Annotated in this window: 18 protein-coding genes and 2 tRNA genes; 15 read left to right on the forward strand and 5 right to left on the reverse strand. The window is 62.6% G+C overall.

Features of this window, described 5'->3' with window-relative positions; translation table 11 throughout:
* The first annotated feature begins 462 nt into the window (after window positions 1–462).
* The 3 genes from raiA to Q0Y09_RS05655 all read left to right on the forward strand — a co-directional run bounded on the left by raiA (window position 463) and on the right by Q0Y09_RS05655 (window position 2,852).
* Window positions 463–1,008: a ribosome-associated translation inhibitor RaiA gene (raiA, locus tag Q0Y09_RS05645; protein WP_297718883.1), complete on the forward strand. Its 546-nt coding sequence runs from the start codon at window positions 463–465 to the stop codon at window positions 1,006–1,008.
* A 108-nt stretch (window positions 1,009–1,116) separates the two neighbouring features.
* On the forward strand, window positions 1,117–1,926 hold the full coding sequence (locus tag Q0Y09_RS05650) for a M55 family metallopeptidase (RefSeq protein WP_297718886.1): 810 nt from the start codon (window positions 1,117–1,119) through the stop codon (window positions 1,924–1,926).
* Between the two features lie 20 nt (window positions 1,927–1,946).
* Window positions 1,947–2,852 carry an NYN domain-containing protein gene (locus Q0Y09_RS05655; RefSeq protein WP_297718890.1) on the forward strand — a complete coding sequence of 302 codons (906 nt, stop codon included), beginning with the start codon at window positions 1,947–1,949 and terminating at the stop codon, window positions 2,850–2,852.
* A 723-nt stretch (window positions 2,853–3,575) separates the two neighbouring features.
* On the opposite strand, the gene Q0Y09_RS05660 is transcribed toward Q0Y09_RS05655, so the two are convergent.
* Complete coding sequence (locus tag Q0Y09_RS05660; protein ID WP_297718893.1) at window positions 3,576–3,908, reverse strand: arsenate reductase family protein; 333 nt, start codon at window positions 3,906–3,908, stop codon at window positions 3,576–3,578.
* Window positions 3,909–3,911: 3 nt separating this feature from the next.
* A complete protein-coding gene (locus Q0Y09_RS05665; RefSeq protein ID WP_297718895.1) occupies window positions 3,912–4,133 on the reverse strand; it encodes a DUF1653 domain-containing protein in 222 nt (73 codons plus the stop codon).
* 365 nt (window positions 4,134–4,498) lie between these two features.
* On the opposite strand from Q0Y09_RS05665, the gene Q0Y09_RS05670 reads away from it, so the two are divergent.
* Window positions 4,499–6,157: a ribonuclease J gene (locus Q0Y09_RS05670; protein ID WP_297718898.1), complete on the forward strand. Its 1,659-nt coding sequence runs from the start codon at window positions 4,499–4,501 to the stop codon at window positions 6,155–6,157.
* Between the two features lie 173 nt (window positions 6,158–6,330).
* On the opposite strand, the gene Q0Y09_RS05675 is transcribed toward Q0Y09_RS05670, so the two are convergent.
* The 3 genes from Q0Y09_RS05675 to Q0Y09_RS05685 all read right to left on the reverse strand — a co-directional run bounded on the left by Q0Y09_RS05675 (window position 6,331) and on the right by Q0Y09_RS05685 (window position 7,120).
* A complete protein-coding gene (locus tag Q0Y09_RS05675) occupies window positions 6,331–6,849 on the reverse strand; it encodes a four helix bundle protein (RefSeq protein WP_297718901.1) in 519 nt (172 codons plus the stop codon).
* 10 nt (window positions 6,850–6,859) lie between these two features.
* A tRNA-Tyr gene (locus tag Q0Y09_RS05680) sits at window positions 6,860–6,944 on the reverse strand.
* A 100-nt stretch (window positions 6,945–7,044) separates the two neighbouring features.
* Window positions 7,045–7,120, reverse strand: a tRNA-Thr gene (locus Q0Y09_RS05685).
* Window positions 7,121–7,395: 275 nt separating this feature from the next.
* Between Q0Y09_RS05685 and Q0Y09_RS05690 the strand changes: the two genes are divergently transcribed.
* The 11 genes from Q0Y09_RS05690 to Q0Y09_RS05740 all read left to right on the forward strand — a co-directional run bounded on the left by Q0Y09_RS05690 (window position 7,396) and on the right by Q0Y09_RS05740 (window position 16,755).
* On the forward strand, window positions 7,396–7,641 hold the full coding sequence (locus Q0Y09_RS05690; RefSeq protein ID WP_297718904.1) for a hypothetical protein: 246 nt from the start codon (window positions 7,396–7,398) through the stop codon (window positions 7,639–7,641).
* A complete protein-coding gene (locus tag Q0Y09_RS05695; RefSeq protein WP_297718907.1) occupies window positions 7,622–7,960 on the forward strand; it encodes a sigma-70 family RNA polymerase sigma factor in 339 nt (112 codons plus the stop codon). The genes Q0Y09_RS05690 and Q0Y09_RS05695 overlap by 20 nt, the downstream gene beginning before the upstream one ends.
* A gap of 125 nt (window positions 7,961–8,085) precedes the next feature.
* Window positions 8,086–9,450: an RNA polymerase factor sigma-54 gene (rpoN, locus tag Q0Y09_RS05700; protein ID WP_297718910.1), complete on the forward strand. Its 1,365-nt coding sequence runs from the start codon at window positions 8,086–8,088 to the stop codon at window positions 9,448–9,450.
* Between the two features lie 34 nt (window positions 9,451–9,484).
* On the forward strand, window positions 9,485–10,135 hold the full coding sequence (locus Q0Y09_RS05705; protein ID WP_297718913.1) for an HAD family hydrolase: 651 nt from the start codon (window positions 9,485–9,487) through the stop codon (window positions 10,133–10,135).
* A 357-nt stretch (window positions 10,136–10,492) separates the two neighbouring features.
* Window positions 10,493–11,374, forward strand: a complete 882-nt coding sequence (locus Q0Y09_RS05710; protein WP_297718928.1) for a phosphate ABC transporter substrate-binding protein — start codon at window positions 10,493–10,495, stop codon at window positions 11,372–11,374.
* Window positions 11,375–11,469: 95 nt separating this feature from the next.
* Window positions 11,470–12,336 carry a phosphate ABC transporter permease subunit PstC gene (gene pstC, locus Q0Y09_RS05715; protein WP_297718916.1) on the forward strand — a complete coding sequence of 289 codons (867 nt, stop codon included), beginning with the start codon at window positions 11,470–11,472 and terminating at the stop codon, window positions 12,334–12,336.
* A gap of 6 nt (window positions 12,337–12,342) precedes the next feature.
* Entirely contained in the window at window positions 12,343–13,251 is a 909-nt protein-coding gene (gene pstA / locus Q0Y09_RS05720) for a phosphate ABC transporter permease PstA (protein WP_297718919.1), read from the forward strand.
* Between the two features lie 10 nt (window positions 13,252–13,261).
* Entirely contained in the window at window positions 13,262–14,017 is a 756-nt protein-coding gene (gene pstB / locus Q0Y09_RS05725) for a phosphate ABC transporter ATP-binding protein PstB (protein ID WP_297718921.1), read from the forward strand.
* A gap of 1 nt (window position 14,018) precedes the next feature.
* Window positions 14,019–14,657 carry a phosphate signaling complex protein PhoU gene (gene phoU / locus Q0Y09_RS05730; protein WP_297718923.1) on the forward strand — a complete coding sequence of 213 codons (639 nt, stop codon included), beginning with the start codon at window positions 14,019–14,021 and terminating at the stop codon, window positions 14,655–14,657.
* Window positions 14,658–14,772: 115 nt separating this feature from the next.
* On the forward strand, window positions 14,773–15,441 hold the full coding sequence (locus Q0Y09_RS05735) for a response regulator transcription factor (protein ID WP_367184360.1): 669 nt from the start codon (window positions 14,773–14,775) through the stop codon (window positions 15,439–15,441).
* Between the two features lie 30 nt (window positions 15,442–15,471).
* Window positions 15,472–16,755 (forward strand): ATP-binding protein, encoded by a 1,284-nt coding sequence (locus tag Q0Y09_RS05740; RefSeq protein WP_297718925.1) that lies wholly within the window; start codon window positions 15,472–15,474, stop codon window positions 16,753–16,755.
* Window positions 16,756–16,980: the final 225 nt, after the last annotated feature.

The following is a 16,980-nucleotide window of genomic DNA, read 5'->3' on the forward strand; positions in this document are numbered from 1 at the left end:
GGCTTCGGCGGCCCCCGGCAGGGCGGCGGACGCTCCTTCGGCCCCCGGCAGCCCAGTGAGCCGGAGACCTTTGAAGAGCGCCTGAAGCACTTCATGCAGGCGTCGGACAGCAAGCTCTCCGAGATGAAGTATACCGAAAAGCGCAGCAGCCGCCGGGGCGGCGGCCGCCGGTAAGGCGACGGCCCCAGGCGTCAGAACAGAAAACAGCCGAAAATTCCGGGGCTCATGTCCTCGGAATTTTCTTTTTTGTCCCCAATGTGTGGAAAGGCGGCTGCCGGCGGTGGGGACGCGGGGACGCAATGGACAAAATGGCGGCCTTCCTTTCCAGGGCTTTGTGAAAAATTCATAAATTATGAGTGACTTTTTCCCGGAAGGCTGTTATAATAGAGATGTCAGAAGGGGAAGGTCCCATGCGTCTGACAAGCACAGCCCCCACCGGGGCGAAAGAAGGAGCTGAATCGCATGAAGTTCGTATTTACCGACAAGAAGGTCACTCTGCCCGCGTCCGTCCACGCCTATGCCGAGAAAAAGGTGGGAAAGATGGACCGCTACTTCAAAAATGAAGGGGAGGCCTCCGTCGTCTTTAGTGTTGAAAAGGGCCGGAACGTCTGCGAGATCACGGTCCGCTCCGGCAGCATGATCCTCCGTTCCTCCGAGAGCACCCCCGATATGCGGGCCTCCATCGACGCCTGCGTTTCCAGCATGGAGCGTCAGATCCGCAAGAACAAGGCCAGACTGGAAAAACGGCTGCGCACCGACGCCTTTGAGCGGACGGTGGACGTCTCCGAGGTCTCCGACTTTGCCCCCGAGGAGGAGGAGGCCGAGTTCAAGATCGTCCGCACCAAACGCTTCCCCATCAAGCACATGACGGTGGAGGAGGCCGTCCTCCAGATGAATCTGCTGGACCACACCTTCTTTGCCTTTAAGAACGCCGATGACGACGGAGCCTTCTCCGTGGTGTACCGGCGCAACGACGGCGGCTACGGCCTCATTGAGGACGACACCTGATCCCAAGGACCACGGGGCGGTCCCAGGACCGCCCCTCCAGGAAAAAAGGACGCCGGTTGGCGTCCTTTTTTCCTGGAGGACAGTTTGAGACAGAAAGGAATGTTTTCCATGCATGTATTTATCAGTGCCGACATCGAAGGTACCTGCGGCATCACCGACTGGTCGGAGACCGAGCGTTCCACTCCCCAGGACTATGAGCCCTTCCAAAAGCAGATGACCCGGGAGGTCAAGGCGGCCTGCAAGGGCGCCCTGGACGCCGGCGCGGACGGCATCCTTCTCAAGGACGCCCACGACTCCGCCAGGAACATCCATGTGGCGGACCTTCCCGAGGAGGTCCGCATCCTCCGGGGCTGGACCGGGGATCTCCTCTCCATGATGTCCGGCCTGGATACCGACGAGTTCGGGGCCGTGCTCTTCACCGGCTACCACGCCTGGGCCGCCTGCCCCGGCAACCCCCTCTCCCACACCATGAACCTGCGCAACGAGTATGTGCGCCTCAACGGCGTCCTGGCCAGCGAATTTCTCATCAATACCTACACCGCCGGCTATTACGGGGTCCCCGTGTCCTTCCTCTCCGGCGACGAGGCGCTGTGCGCCTTCGCCAGGGAGCTCATCCCGGAGATGGTCACCGTGCCGGTGAACAAGGGCGTGGGCGGCGGCGTGCTGTCCATCCACCCCGACCTGGCGGTGGAGCGCATCCGGGCGGGGGCCAGGGCGGCGGTGGAGAAGGCCCACAAGTGCAAGGTGCCCATGCCCGACCATTTCGACAGCGAGATCCGCTTCCGGGAGCACAAGACAGCCTATTCCAAGAGCTTTTACCCCGGCGCCGCCCTGGAGGACGGCAAGGTGGTGCGCTTCTCCACCGACGACTGGTACGAGATGCTGCGCTTCTACCACTTTGTGCTCAGCGACGGCTGAGCCGGGAAGGGAGAGACCATATGTCCCAGCAAAACGACCAGAGCCTGCGTCTGGCGGTGCTCATTGACGCCGATAACGCCTCCCGAACCGCCATGCGGGACGTGATGGCGGAGATCGCCGTCTACGGCACGCCGACGGTCAAGCGGATCTACGGAGACTGGACCACCCCCAACATGGCCTCCTGGAAGCCCATCCTCCTGGAGAATGCCATTACCCCCATCCAGCAGTACAGCTATACCACCGGCAAGAACGCCACCGACTCGGCCATGATTATCGACGCTATGGACATCCTGTATACCGGCAGCTGCGACGGCTTCGTGCTGGTGTCCAGCGACTCCGACTTCACCCGGCTGGCCACCCGGCTCCGGGAGGCGGGGAAGAAGGTCATCGGCATGGGGGAGAAAAAAACCCCCAGCCCCTTCATCGTGGCCTGCGATAAGTTCATCTATATCGAGGTCATCCGGGCCGAGGCCAAGGCCGCCCTGGCCACGGCGGAACAGGAGACGGCGGCCCAGGCGGCGGAACCCGCCCCGGCTCCCAAGGCCGAGCCGGCAAGCGCCAAGGCGGAGAGCGCCAAGGGCGCCCGGAAGGGCCGGAAGAAGGCAGCGGCGGAGCCGGCTCCGCCCCCTGCCCCCGAGCCGGAGCCCCCGAGCCCGCCGGAACCGGTCCAGAAGAGGGTGCCCAAAGAGGTGGTCTATCTCATTGCCGATGCAATGGATATGATCGCCGATGAGGACGGTTACGTTTTCATGGGAGAGCTGGGCAACCTGCTCATCCGGCAGCAGCCCGACTTTGACCCCAGAAATTACGGCTTTTCCAAGCTCACCCAGCTCATCAAAAGCATAGACCGTTTTGAGGTGGACGTGCGGCAGACGAGCAATCCCCACACGAAGCACATTTATCTAAGGGACAAAAAGCGGAAGTAATAAGGAATCCTGCCGCACGTCCACCGGGGCGCGGAGCGCCCCCCGCGCCGTGGGCGCGTCCAAGGGGAGCGGCGAGTCGGTCCCCTTGCCGCAGGGGCGATTCATTCGCCCCGAGGATGTGCAGTCATCAATGGGGTCCCCATGGGCGCAGGCGCCCATGGGGCGACGTGCGGCAGACAAGCAATCCTCACACAAAGCACATTTATCTAAGGGATAAAAAGCGGAAGTGAATGAAAACGCCCTACCGGGCTGGCTTGACCAGCCCGGTAGGGCGTTTATCATGCGGTACTATGGGCGCGTCTGGGAAGCCGCGCCCCACACCAAGGAAATAAGGGGGAAGGCGGCGGCGTCAGCCGCCGCGCCGGTGCATCGGGCCGATGCGGACATCGGCCTCTACGCTCCCTCAGCGTAAGCCAATGGGCGCGTCTGGGAAGCCGCCGCGCCCTTCACCAAGAAAAACCTTCCCCCTCTCAGGGGGAAGGTGGCCCGCAGGGCCGGATGAGGGTGGGCCCGAGGATGCATTCCAAGCCTTCCCCTGGGGGAAGGTGTCATTTGTGGAGCAAATGACGGATGAGGGGAAGCCTTGCGGGGTGGTTTGGCCCGCCGGGGTCGTCGGGCCCCACACCAAAGGAATGCCGCGCCGGCGCATCGGGCCGATGGGGACATCGGCCCCTACGCTCCCTCTGGGTAAGCCAATGGGCGTGCCGGGGAAAGACCCCCTGTTCAGGTCCAGGTCTTCCAGACCTCGGGACAGTAGCCCACGGTGGCCAGCTTTCCGTTGCGGACGATGGGGGTACGGAGGAGCCGGGGGTCCTCCAGCAGCTTTTCCAGCTTGTCCTCGTCGTAGGCCAGGTAGGTCACCAGGGCGGCGTCGGCGGCCTTGGGGTCCAGGAGGGCCTCCAGCCCCACCGCGTTCTTCACACTGGTGAGCTCGCCCCGGCTGATGCCGTACTTCAAAAGGTCGATGGCCTGGAACTTCACGCCCCGCTCCTTGAAGTAGCGTTGGGCCTTTTTGGTGTCAAAGCACTTGTTTTTTCCAAAAATCTGGATGTTCACGCTTTATGCCTCCTCGCCCAGGAAGGTGAACCGGGGACCGGCATAGCCGTCCCGCTCCACATGCTCCGCCCACATGGCGGCGGGTCGGACCCAGAGCCCCCGCTCCCCATAGAGGGCCTGATAGACCACCATGGGCTCCAGCGTCTCCGAGTGACGGGCAGTGCCGAGCACCCGGTATTCCTTCCCCTTGAAGTGGCGGTAGCGGCCGGGCCGGACCTCCTCCATGGGAACAGCTCCTCTCCTGTCATATCGTCTGCCCATTGTAGCACAAAGGGGGCGGCTTGAAAAGGGACGGACAAAATTCTTGTATACTTTCCCAGCGGGATGTGGTATACTAGCCATACTGGGTCAGATTTCCACGCCGCGTACAGGCTGGGCAGGACCTTCTTTTATATGGCTTTATGTGCTACGGCACCGAGATATAAGGCAAAACAGGATAGGGCGTCGCGGCTTCCAGCGGGGGAGCGCTCTCTTTTTCCGGCGAGGCAGGGCCGGAAAGCGCGGAGCGGATCTCTGGCTTTGTTTTGTTGCGCCCCTATGCCTGCATCCCTTCCGACCAACGTGTAAAAAAGGAGTGTAAGTATACTTTTATGGCAGAAAAATTGAAGATCATTTCTCTGGGCGGTCTCAACGAGATCGGCAAGAACCTGACGGTCTATGAGTACGGCGGCGACATCATCGTGGTGGACGTGGGCATGGGCTTCCCGGACGACGACATGTACGGCATCGATGTGGTCATCCCCGACTTTACCTACCTCATCAAGAACCAGGACAAGATCCGGGGTATCTTCCTCACCCACGGCCACGAGGACCACATCGGCTCCATCCCCTACCTGCTGCGCAGTGTCAACGCCCCCATCTACGCCACCCGCATGACTGCCGGGCTGGTGAAGCTCAAGCTGGAGGAGCACCGCCTTCTGGACAGGACCAAGCTCATCACCTGTGAGGCCGGCGAGGTGGTGAAGGCGGGCAAGTTCTCGGTGGAGTTCATCCATGTCAACCACTCCATCGCAGACGCCGTGGCCTTTGCCATCAAGACCCCCATCGGCACCGTGGTCCACACCGGCGACTTCAAGATCGACTCCACCCCCATTCAGGGCGGCATGATCGACCTGGCCCGGCTGGGCGAGCTGGGCAAGAAGGGGGTCCTGGCCCTGCTGTGCGACTCCACCAACGTGGAGCGCCCCGGCTTCACCAAGAGCGAGCGGTGCGTGGGCGCTTCCTTCGACGCCCTCTTCCGGGGCTGCGACCAGCGGATCATCGTCACCACCTTTGCCTCCAACGTGGACCGCATCCAGCAGGTCATCTCGGTGGCCGCCAAGTACGGCCGCAAGGTGGCCGTCACCGGCCGGAGCATGGAGAACGCCCTGCGGGTCTCCACCGAGCTGGGCTATATGAGCATCCCCGAGGGCACTCTGGTGGACGTCAACCACATCAAGAGCCTGCCTAAAAACAAGATCTGCATCATCACCACCGGCAGCCAGGGCGAGACCATGTCGGCCCTTACCCGGATGGCCTTCTCCACCCACAAGCAGGTGGATATCCAGGCCGGCGACCGGGTCATCCTCTCCGCCTCCGCCATCCCCGGCAATGAGAATTCCATCGGCAACGTCATCAACGAGCTCTACCGCAAGGGGGCCGAGGTGGTCAACGAGCGGGCCGGCGAGCTCCATGTCTCCGGCCATGCCTGCGCCGATGAGCTGAAGATCATCCACGCCCTGGTCAAGCCCAAGTTCTTCATCCCCGTCCACGGCGAGCAGCGCCACCTGAAGATCCATGCCAAGCTGGCCCAGGAGATGGGCATGGACCCCCGCCGCATCGTCATCAGCGACATCGGCAAGGTTATCGAGGTCACCCAGAACTCCGTCAAGCTCAACGGCACCGTCCCCGCCGGCAAGGTCTTCGTGGACGGCTACGGCGTGGGCGACGTGGGCAGCGTGGTCCTCCGGGACCGGAAGCACCTGGCCGAGGACGGCATGATCGTGGTGGTCACCTCCATGTCTGGGGAGAACGGCGCTGTGGTCTCCGGGCCCGACATCATCACCCGGGGCTTTGTCTATGTCAAGGAGTCCGAGGGGCTCATGGAGGAGCTGCGCCGGGTGGCCGTGGAGGCCCTGGAGCGATGCGAGAGGACCCATACCACCGACTGGGCCTCCATCAAGGGGGAGATCAAGAACGACCTGTCCGGCTTCCTCTACAAGAAGACCAAGCGCAATCCCATGATCCTGCCTGTCATCATGGAGGTCTGAGATAAGCGATAAGCCATCTGTCAAAAGGACCGCTGTTCTGCTGAACAGCGGTCCTTTTTTGCGTACTTTTGCGGAGAAGGAGGGAGGGAAAAACCGGAAAGTTGCATTGACGCCGACGCTGGAATGGTGCTATGATACAGGAACAGTATAGAACATTTGTTCTATAACGATCATCAACGTGACGGGCCGGAAGCGAGGCCACGTTTGGCAGTACGGAGAGAGGCGATCAAGAGCTTTTTCACTTCTACACACTGGGCAAGGACGGCCTGGTCGGAGCAGTAGCCACTCTCTAGGAGCAGCTCCAGCCAATATTCGCTCTCGCTGCATTCTTTCAGAGAGATTTGCAGTTTGGCAATAAAATCCGCTCGGCTGTGGGCATAGAAGGCTTCCCGGATGTTAGCGCCAACGCTGGTACCGGAGCGGAGAAGCTGATTGGTCAGCACGGTCTCCCGGCGGGAGCTGCGAACCTCATTGCAGAGCCGGATAATGGAGAGTGCAAAGGCTTTGGACTTGTCTTGAAGTGGGCTGGACATCAAAAGACCCTCCAAAAGAAAGGTGAAAGAACGGATAAAAATACTTTTTTCTTCTTCACTCTTACCTTTTCCCTCACCAAAAATCCTGAAAACCAGGGGAAGAAAAGGAAGAGTGAAAAGTGAAGGGGGAATAAGTAAAAATCCTGAACGCTGACGCATTCAGGATTTTTGGTGGAGGAGGGTGGATTCGAACCACCGAAGTCGACGACAACAGATTTACAGTCTGCCCCCTTTGGCCACTCGGGAACTCCTCCATATAAAATTGTTCGTCCGATCCTGCCAAATCGAAGCCCAGCGCAGCGGGTTCGATTTGAGGAGGAGGTGCAATGAACGATCCAAAGCTTGCACCGACGATGGAGCTGGTGGACGGATTCGAACCCCCGACCTGCTGATTACAAATCAGCTGCTCTACCAGCTGAGCTACACCAGCAGAGGGGATGTTAACTCATCCGCAGCGACGTTTATTCTAACAGAAAGGAGGCGGATTGTCAACTAGAAAAAGCAAAAAACGTGCAACTTTTTTTAGGAGGCGCATGACGAGGAGCAGGAGGACCTGGGCCGGTCCCTTTTGGGACCCCCAATGTGCCGGGCCGGCGGCCTATTGCCGGCGCTGCGGCGGAGAGCTGTACCGCTACGACCCCGTTCTTTTGGAGGGCGGCGGCCGGCTGTGCACGGTCTGCGCCGCGGAACGACAACGGTTGGAGGATGAGCGAGGAAACAATGACATTAAAGGAACTTTCCATAGAATACCGGGCCCAGGCAACGGTGCTCCGCAGACGCATGGAGGAGCTTCGGGTGCAGCTGCCCGGCCAGGAGGAGGGCCAGCGGAGCACCACAGAGGCCCGGCTTCGGATGCTTGCCGTCATGTGGCGGGAGGCCAGAGATCTGGCTGTCCTGTGTGAACGCTACTATGACAGGGGGTATCGCCGCAATGGCAAATATACGTTATAAGCGGGGCGCTGCCTATGCCGCTGATATGGCGGTCTACGCCAGGGAGATGGCCGAGGACAACACGCGGCAGCTGGACCGGCTCCGGGAAAATCTGGCCAGGGCCCTCCGGCAGGACGTCACCGACCGGCAGCGGCAGTATTTGCAGCTCTACTACGACCAGGGGCTGAACATGCCCCAGATCGCCCGGCGGCTGGGGGTGAACAAGTCCACCGTCTCCCGGACCATCAAGCGGGGGGAAGCCCGGCTCCGGCGCTGCCTGCGCTATGGCGCCGACAACCTGCTGGAGGAGCCCTGCCCGGAGGGCCGCAGAAGGCGGTAGGAGAGACCCCGGCGGGAATGGAACGGGATTTCTCCCTTTTTCCGCGCGGGCTGAGATTGTCTTTTCCGCTCGAATTTGCTATACTGATAAAGTATGTATGTTGGTATGCGATAGGGGGCGGAAGCGTGGAACTGAACATGTCGATGAAGCAGACCCAGACGCTGTCACCGCAGATGATGCAGTCGATGGAGATCCTGCAAATGGGTTCCCAGGAACTTCTGGAATACATTGAAAACCAGGTCCAGGAAAATCCGGTGCTGGAGATGGAGGAGAAATACAGCGGCCAGGACGAGGCCGCGGTGCTCCAGCGGAAGCTGGAGTGGCTGGAGTCCACCGACACCCAGAACCGGGTCTACCACCAGCAGGACAGCGAGGATGACGGGAAGGACCCCATCTCCAATTACGGCAACGCCGACGAGACAGAGGAAAACCTCTATTTATATGTGCTCTCCCAGCTCCGGGTCATGGAGCTTCCCCCGGAGGTGCTTGCGGCAGGGCGCTTCCTGGTGGAGTCCCTCAATCAGAACGGCTGGCTGGACGAGCCCCTGGAGGACCTGGCCGTCCAGATGGAGCGGCCCATGGAGGTGGTGGAGCAGGCCCTGACGGTGGTCCAGAGCCTGGAGCCCGCCGGGGTGGGGGCACGGAACCTCTCCGAGTGCCTGGTGCTCCAGCTCCAGCGGCGGCACGAGGACAACACCCTGGCCATCGCCATTGCCAGGGATCACCTGGAGGCGCTGAGCCGGAACCGCTACGGCCTCATTGCCAAGGCCCTGGGCGTGACCCAGGAGGAGGTCTATGCCGCCTGCGAGGTCATCCGGAGCCTCAATCCCAGGCCGGGCAGCGGCTTTGCCGCCCGGGAAAATCTCACCTACATCAACCCGGATATCTTTGTGGTCAACTTCCCCGACCACTTTGAGATCCTCACCAACGATTACTTCTTCCCCTCCCTGAACGTGAGTGGCTACTACTGCCGGATGCTCAAGGACAGCGAGGACAGCGAGGTGAAGGAGTACCTCATGGGGAAGGTGCGGCAGGCCAAATGGGTGGTGCGCTCCATCGAGCAGCGGCGGTCCACCCTCCTCCAGTGTGCCGAGCACATCCTGGAGCTCCAGGAGGATTTCTTCCGCCACGGGCCCGGCCACCTCAGACCCATGTCCCTGGCCGACATCGCCCAGCGGGTGGGGGTCCACGAGTCCACCGTCTCCCGGACGGTGAAGGACAAATACATCCAGTGTGCCAGCGGGGTCTACCCCCTGAGCTACTTCTTCTCCCGGAGCCTGGGCGGGAGCGCCGACGCCGCCTCTCCCGACGCCGCCAAGGCCCTCCTCAAAAAGCTCATCGCCGGGGAGGACAAGAAAAAGCCCCTCTCCGACCAGAAGCTCTGCGAGCTCATGGGCCGGGAGGGCTGCGAGCTCTCACGCCGCACTGTGGCCAAGTACCGGGACGAGCTGGGCATCCCCAGCACCACCGGACGGAAGCAGTACGAGTGACGGGCGAGACGATACACAAGGAGCGTTTTGACACATGGACTACAAGGCCGTGATCTTTGATTTTGACTACACCCTGGGAGACGCCACGGATGCCATCTGCGCCGGCTTCCAGGCGGGCATGACCGCCCTGGGACGCCCGGTCCCCGACCGGGAGGCCGTCCGGCGCACCGTGGGCATGGTGCTGGAGGACGCCTACACCCTCCTCTCCGGCGACGACAGCCCGGAGGGCAGGACCGCCTTCCGGACCGCTTTTTCCAAGGTGGCCCGGCCCATGCAGGCGGCGGGCACCCCCCTGTGCCCCGGCGCGAAGGAGCTGCTGCTGGCCCTGGAGGCGGCGGGGATTCCCACCGCCGTGGTGAGCACCAAGCACACAGGCACCCTCCGGGATATTTTCGCCGGGCACGGCCTGACGGACCACCTTGCCCTCATCCTGGGGGGCGACCTGGTCAGCCGCAACAAGCCCGACCCTGAGGGACTCAACGCCGCGCTGAAGGCCCTGGGCGTGGCCCCGAAGGAGACCCTCTACTGCGGGGACACCGTCATCGACGCCCAGACTGCGGCGGCGGCTGGGACGGACTTCTGCGCCGTCCTCAACGGCACCACCCCGGCGGAGGACTTCCAGACGCTGCCCCATGTCCGCATCGCCCCTGACCTTGGCGACCTGCGGACCTTCCTGGGCGTGTAAAGCCGGGCGGGATTCATCAAAATAGAAATGTAAAGTCAGCGTGCGCCGGCCCCCGGCAAAGGGGGCCGGCGCACGCTGTTTTTGGAGGTCGGTCCGGTTTGTAAAGTGGAGAAAAAGTATCCCAAGACCGCTCCAGACCCCATAACCCGGAGAAATACGGGGCAAGATACACGAAAGAGGACCTGTAAAATCGGCGTCAGCACAAGGATTTTACAAAAAAACGGCAAAGAACGGGGGCTTACAGAGACTTTACAAATTCAAGGACGCGGACTTTACAAAAGGCCGGTATACTGGTAACCGTTCCAAGGGAAAAAAAGATTCAAACTGAACATCAAATGGATTGGAGAATCGATCATGATGAAAAAGAAGACCCTTGCCATGCTGCTCTCCGCAGCTCTGTGCGTCAGCCTGTTTGCCGGTTGCTCCGGTGGTTCCGCCAACAGCCCTGCCCCCGAGTCCAGCGCCCCCGCCGCTGAGGGCTCCACCCCTGTGAGCGAAGCTCCCACCCAGCTCTCCGGCATTGTCAACACCAACGGCTCCACCTCCATGGAGAAGGTCATCGGCTACCTGACCGAGGGCTTCAAGGAGGTCCAGCCCGGCGTCACCGTTCACTACACCGGTTCCGGCTCCGGCGCCGGCGTCACCGGCGCCCAGGACGGCACCTGCGACATCGGCCTTGCCTCCCGCGACCTGAAGGACGACGAGACCGGCGTGAAGCAGATCACTGTGGCCAAGGACGGCATCGCCATCATCGTCAACCCCGAAAATCCTGTGGCCGACCTCAGCGTGGAGCAGATCGCCCAGCTGGCCACCGGCGAGATCGCCAACTGGTCCGAGGTGGGCGGCAACGACGGTGCGGTCGTGTTCATTGGCCGTGAGGCCGGCTCCGGCACCCGGGACGGCTTCGAGTCCATCACCGACACCAAGGACGCCTGCAAGTACCAGAATGAGCTGACCTCCACCGGTGAAGTCATCGCCAACGTGGCCTCCAACCCCAACGCCATCGGCTATGCCTCCCTCTCCGCCGTGGATGAGACCGTGAAGGCCATCACCGTGGGCGGCGTGGAAGCCACCGAGGAGACCGTCCTGGACGGCAGCTACGCCATTCAGCGCAACTTCAACTTCATCATCAACGAGAGCAGCCCCCTCTCTGAGGCCGCCCAGACCTTCGTGGATTGGGCCACCTCCGCCGAGGCCTCCGACCTCATCGCCGGCGCCGGGGCCGTGCCCCTGGTCTGAGCGGAATGCCCTGCACCGCAGAACGCCTGCGCCCCCTCGGAGCCGAGGGGGCCCTTGGCGTGATAAGCCCAACCTATGAAAGGCCGGTCACAGACATGAAACAAAAGCTCCGCCCCATGGAGATCCTCATGAACGGGGTGTTCTTCCTCTGCGGCTTCATCGCCATTGTTTTCGTCCTCTTCATCAGCGTCTACCTGGTCCTCTCCGGCCTGCCCGCCATCCGGGAGATCGGGCTGCGGGAGTTCCTCTTCGGCACCAGATGGGCCTCCACCGCCGCCGAGCCCTCCTTCGGCATCCTCCCCTTCATCCTCACCTCGGTCTACGGCACCGCCGGGGCCGTGGTGCTGGGGGTGCCGGTGGGCTTTCTGACGGCGGTCTTCCTGGCCAAGGTGGCGCCCCCCAGGATGGCCGCAGCGGTGCGCACCGCGGTGGACCTGCTGGCGGGCATCCCCTCGGTGGTCTACGGCCTTATCGGCATGATGGTGCTGGTGCCCGCCGTCCGGACGCTCTTTGACCTGCCCGACGGAGCCAGCCTCTTCTGCGCCATGGTGGTGCTGGCCGTCATGATCCTCCCCTCCATCATCTCGGTGTCCGAGACCGCCCTCAAGGCGGTGCCCAGAGAGTATGAGGAGGCGTCCCTGGCCCTGGGGGCCACTGAGATCGAGACCTACTTCCGGGTGTCCGTCCCCGCCGCCAAGAGCGGCATCGCCGCCTCTATCGTGCTGGGCATCGGACGGGCCATCGGCGAGGCCATGGCCATCATTATGGTGGCCGGCAACGTGGCCAACATGCCCTCCCTGTTCTCCTCGGTCCGTTTCCTCACCACCGCCGTGGCCAGCGAGATGGCCTACGCCTCCGGCCTCCAGCGGCAGGCCCTCTTCTCCATTGCCCTGGTCCTCTTTCTCTTCATCATGGCCATCAACATCGTGCTCAACACGCTGCTCAAGCGGAAAAAGGGGTGATATGCTATGGTTGAAATGAAGCCCCTGTCTGGTCGGCGCAGGGCCTATGACCGGACCCTCCGCTTCCTGCTCTGGTTCTGCGCCGGGCTCACCTGTCTGCTGCTGGCCTTCCTCATCGGCTATATCTTTGTCAAGGGCCTGCCCCACATCTCCTGGAGCTTCCTCACCACCGAGCCCAGCTTCATCAAGGACAGCATCGGCATCCTGCCCAACATTCTCAACACCGTCTATATTGTGGTGGTCACCCTCCTCATCATCCTCCCCCTGGGCGTGGGGGCCGCCATTTACCTCACCGAATATGCCACCAACCGGAAGCTGGTGGCCGCCATTGAGTTTGCCACCGAGACCCTCACCGGCATCCCCTCCATCATCTTCGGCCTGGTGGGCATGCTCTTTTTCTGCCAGCTCATGGGACTCAAAGCCTCTCTGTTGGCGGGCTCCCTCACCCTGGTCATCGTCACCATCCCCACCATCATCCGCACCACCCAGGAGTCCCTGAAGACGGTGCCCCAGTCCTACCGGGAGGCCGCCCTGGGCCTGGGCGCGGGCAAGTGGCACATGATCCGCACCGTGGTGCTCCCCTCCTCCATTGACGGCATCGTCACTGGGTGCATCCTCTCCATTGGCCGCATTGTGGGCGAGTCGGCCGCCCTTCTCTTCACCGCCGGCATGGGCATGAGCCTGAACCGCTTCTTCACCTGGACCGGAAGCCTGGGCGAGAGCCTGGCCGCCACCGGCGTGGGCCTGACCCAGAGCTCTGGCGCCTCCCTCACCGTGGCCCTCTATGTCTACGCCCGGGAGCGGGCCGAGTTCGACGTGGCCTTTGCCATCGCCGCCATCCTCATGCTCCTCACTCTCATCATCAACCTGACCGCCAACCTCCTGGGCCGGAAGCTCAAGAAGGAGCGGGGATAGGAGAAACGATATGGAACCCATCCTCACCGCCACCGACCTGAACCTCTTTTACGGCCAGCACCAGGCCCTCAAGCATGTGGATATTGAGATCCCGGAGCGGCGGGTCACCGCCCTCATCGGCCCCTCTGGCTGCGGCAAGTCCACCTTCCTCAAGACCCTGGACCGGATGAACGACCTGGTCCCCGGGGTCTCCATCCAGGGCAGCGTCCGCTACCGGGGCCAGGAGATCTATGCCTCCGACGTGGACGTCACCTGGCTGCGCAAGCAGATCGGCATGGTCTTCCAGAAGCCCAACCCCTTCCCCATGTCCATCTACGACAACATCGCCTACGGCCCCCGGACCCACGGCATCAAGAACAGGGAGCAGCTGGACGAGATCGTGGAGAAGTCCCTGCGGGGGGCCGCCATCTGGGACGAGGTGAAGGACCGGCTCAAAAAGTCGGCCCTGGGTCTCTCCGGCGGCCAGCAGCAGCGCATCTGTATCGCCCGGGCCCTGGCCGTGGAGCCCGACGTCCTCCTCATGGACGAGGCCACCTCCGCCCTGGACCCCATCTCCACCTCCAAGATCGAGGACCTCATCGCCGAGCTCAAAAATGAGTACACCATCGTCATCGTCACCCACAACATGCAGCAGGCCACCCGCATCTCGGATAAGTGCGCCTTCTTCCTGCTGGGCGAGCTCATCGAGTACGGAGACACCGAGCAGATGTTCTCCGTCCCCAAAGACCAGCGCACCGAAGACTACATCACCGGGAGGTTTGGCTGATATGAGAAAGACCTTTGACGCGGAGCTTCTGGAGCTCAACGAGTCCCTCACCATCATGGCCCGGGTGGCCCAGGACGCCATCGACGTGGTGACCGCGAGCCTGTCCAGCGGAGACGAGTCCACCGCCCGGGCGGCCATTGAGATGACGGGCTCCATGGACCAGATGGAGCGGGACATCGAGAACCGCTGTCTCCAGCTCCTGCTGCGGCAGCAGCCGGTGGCCCGGGACCTGCGGGCTATCTCGGCGGCTATGAAGATGGTCACCGACCTCCAGCGCATCGGCGACCAGTGCGCCAACATTGCCGAGATCTCCCTTCTCCTCTCCAAGCAGGGGGCGGTGAAGGTCCCCCAGGACATCGGCGTCATGTCCTGCAAGGCGGGGCTCATGCTCCGGCAGGCCATCGGGGCCTACACTGGCCGGGACCTGGAGAGCGCCCACGCCGTCATCAATCTGGACGACGAGGTGGATGAGCTCTTCCGGCAGATCAAGGGCGAGCTCATCGAGGAGGTGGCCGAGAACAAGGACGAGGCAGACCGCTCCATCGACTTCATCATCATCGCCAAATACCTGGAGCGGGTGGCCGACCACGCCGTGAACATCGCCCAGTGGGCCATTTTCTGCGTGACCGGTGCCCTGTGAGACGCCGTCTGGCCTGGAAGGGCTTGCAAGACCGGCGTCCAGGTGTTATGCTGGAACTGAACGCCGGCAGTCCCGCCGGCCCGCGTCTCACCATAGAACGACAGGAGGCTGACCCATGATGGAGACCATCGTGATTATCGAGGACGATGAGAGCATCCGGGAGATGCTGCGCTATTATTTCCGCTCCGTGGGCTACGAGGTGGCCTGCTTTGAGTCCGGGGAGGAGTATTTTGAACAGATGGGGGCGGGAAAGCCCTCCCTCTACATTCTGGACATCATGCTGCCCGGGATGGATGGGCTGGAGATCCTCCGGCGCATCCGCGCCGACGTCCGCCTGGAGGAGACCCCGGTGCTCATGCTCACCGCCCGGACCTCCGAGATGGACAAGGTGAAGGGGCTGGAGACCGGCGCCGACGACTATGTGGTCAAGCCCTTCGGCATCATGGAGCTCCAGGCCAGGGTCAAGGCCCTTCTCCGCCGCACCGGACGCCCCCGGGCCGAGAGCGTGCTCACCTGCGGCGACCTGGAGATCGACCCCGCCGCCCGGGAGGTGCGGAAGGGCGGCCAGCTGGTGGAGCTCACCTACAAGGAATTCGAGCTGCTGCGGCTGCTGTGCGCCCACCGGGGGATGGTGCTCACCCGGGACGACATCCTCCAGGCGGTGTGGGACTACGACTTCGCCGGAGAGACCCGCACGGTGGACATGCACATCAAGACCCTCCGCCAGAAGCTGGGGGAGGGCTACATCCAGACGGTGCGGGGCGTGGGCTACAAGATGGCCTGACCCGCCCCCTACATTCGGAGGAAGGCTCATATGAAAAGACGTCTGACCACTTACTTTTTCCTCATTGCGGCCCTGGGCATCGCCCTTTCCAGCATCTTCGGCGTATGGGCCTACCGGGACCGGGAGATCTCGGCGGCCCGGCAGACCCTGGTGGAGCTGCTGGACCTGATGGACGCCCAGAACTACTACACCGATCCCGAGGCGTGGGCCGGGCAGCTCCAGGCGGCTGCCCCCGACAAGCGCCTCACCATCATCGCCCCCGACGGCACCGTCCTCTCCGACACCTACGGGGACGTCACGGAAAACCACGCAGACCGTCCGGAAGTGGTCTCCGCCCTGGCCACCGGCTGGGGGGAGGCCGAGCGGAAGAGCGAGACCACCGGCGAAACGCTGCTCTATGAGGCCAAGCAGTTCACCGACGGCAACGTGGGCCGGATCTCCACCCCCATCTCCTCGGTCAACGCCCTGGTCATGCAGGGCCTGGTGGGCTTCCTGGTGGCCGCCGCAGTGGCCCTGGCGCTCACCCTTCTCCTGGCCCGGAAGCTGGCCCAGAAGACGGCCCAGCCCCTGGAGGAGAAGGAGGAGGCCCTGGAACAGGAGGGGGAGAAGCTCCAGGTCGTCCGCAGCGAATTTGCCGCCAACGTCTCCCACGAGCTCAAGACTCCCCTCACCAGCATCAAGGGCTTCACCGACATGATGAACTCCGGCATGGTGAAGGACCCCGAGGACCAGAAGCGATTCATCTCCATGATCGGCGTGGAGGTGGACCGGCTCATTGAGCTCATCAACGACGTCCTCAAGATCTCCGAGCTGGAGTCGGTGGTCATGCCCCAGCCCGATGACCGGGCGGTGGTGCGCTCCGTGGCGGAGGACTGCAAGGCCGCCCTGGAGCCCATGGCCCAGAAGGGCGGGATCACCGTGACCGTCTCCGGGGACGACGCCCAGGTGGCCATGGCCCCCAGCCGGCTCCGGGAGCTGCTCACCAACCTGATGGAAAACGGCGTCAAGTACAACGAGCCCGGCGGCCGGGTGGACGTCACCGTCAAACGGCTGGAGGACAAGGTGGCCATCACCGTACAGGACACCGGCATCGGCATCCCCAAGGAGAACCAGGACCGGGTCTTCGAGCGGTTCTACCGGGTGGACAAGGGCCGGGCGCGGAAGACCGGCGGCACCGGCCTGGGCCTGTCCATCGTCAAACACATCGTCCTCCTCTATGGCGGCGACATCACCCTGGAGAGCGCCCCTGGAAAGGGAAGCACCTTTACCATGACCTTCCGCCCCGCCGAGGAGGGCGGAAAGGCCGTCCAGTAGCCGGCCAGTAACAGAAAACCCCCGCGCGGAGTGAACTGAACCAGTAAAAACGGACAGTGACAAAATACCCCCTGATGTAGGAAAATAGACTACATCAGGGGGTATTGTTATGAGGAAACGAAATTACACACAGGTTCAGGGACTGCTGCCGGAAATCATAGTCATGCTGTCAGAGGGGAAAACGCAGCGGGAAGTGGCAGAGCACTTTGGGTTTCAGGATAAGTA

The sequence above is a fragment of the Intestinimonas sp. genome (genome assembly GCF_026169115.1).
In the GTDB taxonomy this organism is placed as follows: Bacteria; Bacillota; Clostridia; order Oscillospirales; family Oscillospiraceae; genus Intestinimonas.

Excerpts from the sequence above, each read along its gene's own strand:
- Q0Y09_RS05670 (WP_297718898.1), top strand. The coding sequence starts at position 4,499 with ATGGCAGAAAAATTGAAGATCATTTCTCTGGGCGGTCTCAACGAGATC.
- Q0Y09_RS05710 (WP_297718928.1), top strand. The coding sequence starts at position 10,493 with ATGAAAAAGAAGACCCTTGCCATGCTGCTCTCCGCAGCTCTGTGCGTC.
- Q0Y09_RS05650 (WP_297718886.1), top strand. The coding sequence starts at position 1,117 with ATGCATGTATTTATCAGTGCCGACATCGAAGGTACCTGCGGCATCACC.
- Q0Y09_RS05665 (WP_297718895.1), bottom strand. The coding sequence starts at position 4,133 with ATGGAGGAGGTCCGGCCCGGCCGCTACCGCCACTTCAAGGGGAAGGAA.
- Q0Y09_RS05735 (WP_367184360.1), top strand. The coding sequence starts at position 14,773 with ATGATGGAGACCATCGTGATTATCGAGGACGATGAGAGCATCCGGGAG.
- Q0Y09_RS05705 (WP_297718913.1), top strand. The coding sequence starts at position 9,485 with ATGGACTACAAGGCCGTGATCTTTGATTTTGACTACACCCTGGGAGAC.
- pstC (WP_297718916.1), top strand. The coding sequence starts at position 11,470 with ATGAAACAAAAGCTCCGCCCCATGGAGATCCTCATGAACGGGGTGTTC.
- Q0Y09_RS05740 (WP_297718925.1), top strand. The coding sequence starts at position 15,472 with ATGAAAAGACGTCTGACCACTTACTTTTTCCTCATTGCGGCCCTGGGC.
- Q0Y09_RS05655 (WP_297718890.1), top strand. The coding sequence starts at position 1,947 with ATGTCCCAGCAAAACGACCAGAGCCTGCGTCTGGCGGTGCTCATTGAC.
- Q0Y09_RS05695 (WP_297718907.1), top strand. The coding sequence starts at position 7,622 with ATGGCAAATATACGTTATAAGCGGGGCGCTGCCTATGCCGCTGATATG.
- Q0Y09_RS05675 (WP_297718901.1), bottom strand. The coding sequence starts at position 6,849 with ATGCGTCAGCGTTCAGGATTTTTACTTATTCCCCCTTCACTTTTCACT.
- pstB (WP_297718921.1), top strand. The coding sequence starts at position 13,262 with ATGGAACCCATCCTCACCGCCACCGACCTGAACCTCTTTTACGGCCAG.
- Q0Y09_RS05690 (WP_297718904.1), top strand. The coding sequence starts at position 7,396 with ATGAGCGAGGAAACAATGACATTAAAGGAACTTTCCATAGAATACCGG.
- phoU (WP_297718923.1), top strand. The coding sequence starts at position 14,019 with ATGAGAAAGACCTTTGACGCGGAGCTTCTGGAGCTCAACGAGTCCCTC.
- pstA (WP_297718919.1), top strand. The coding sequence starts at position 12,343 with ATGGTTGAAATGAAGCCCCTGTCTGGTCGGCGCAGGGCCTATGACCGG.
- raiA (WP_297718883.1), top strand. The coding sequence starts at position 463 with ATGAAGTTCGTATTTACCGACAAGAAGGTCACTCTGCCCGCGTCCGTC.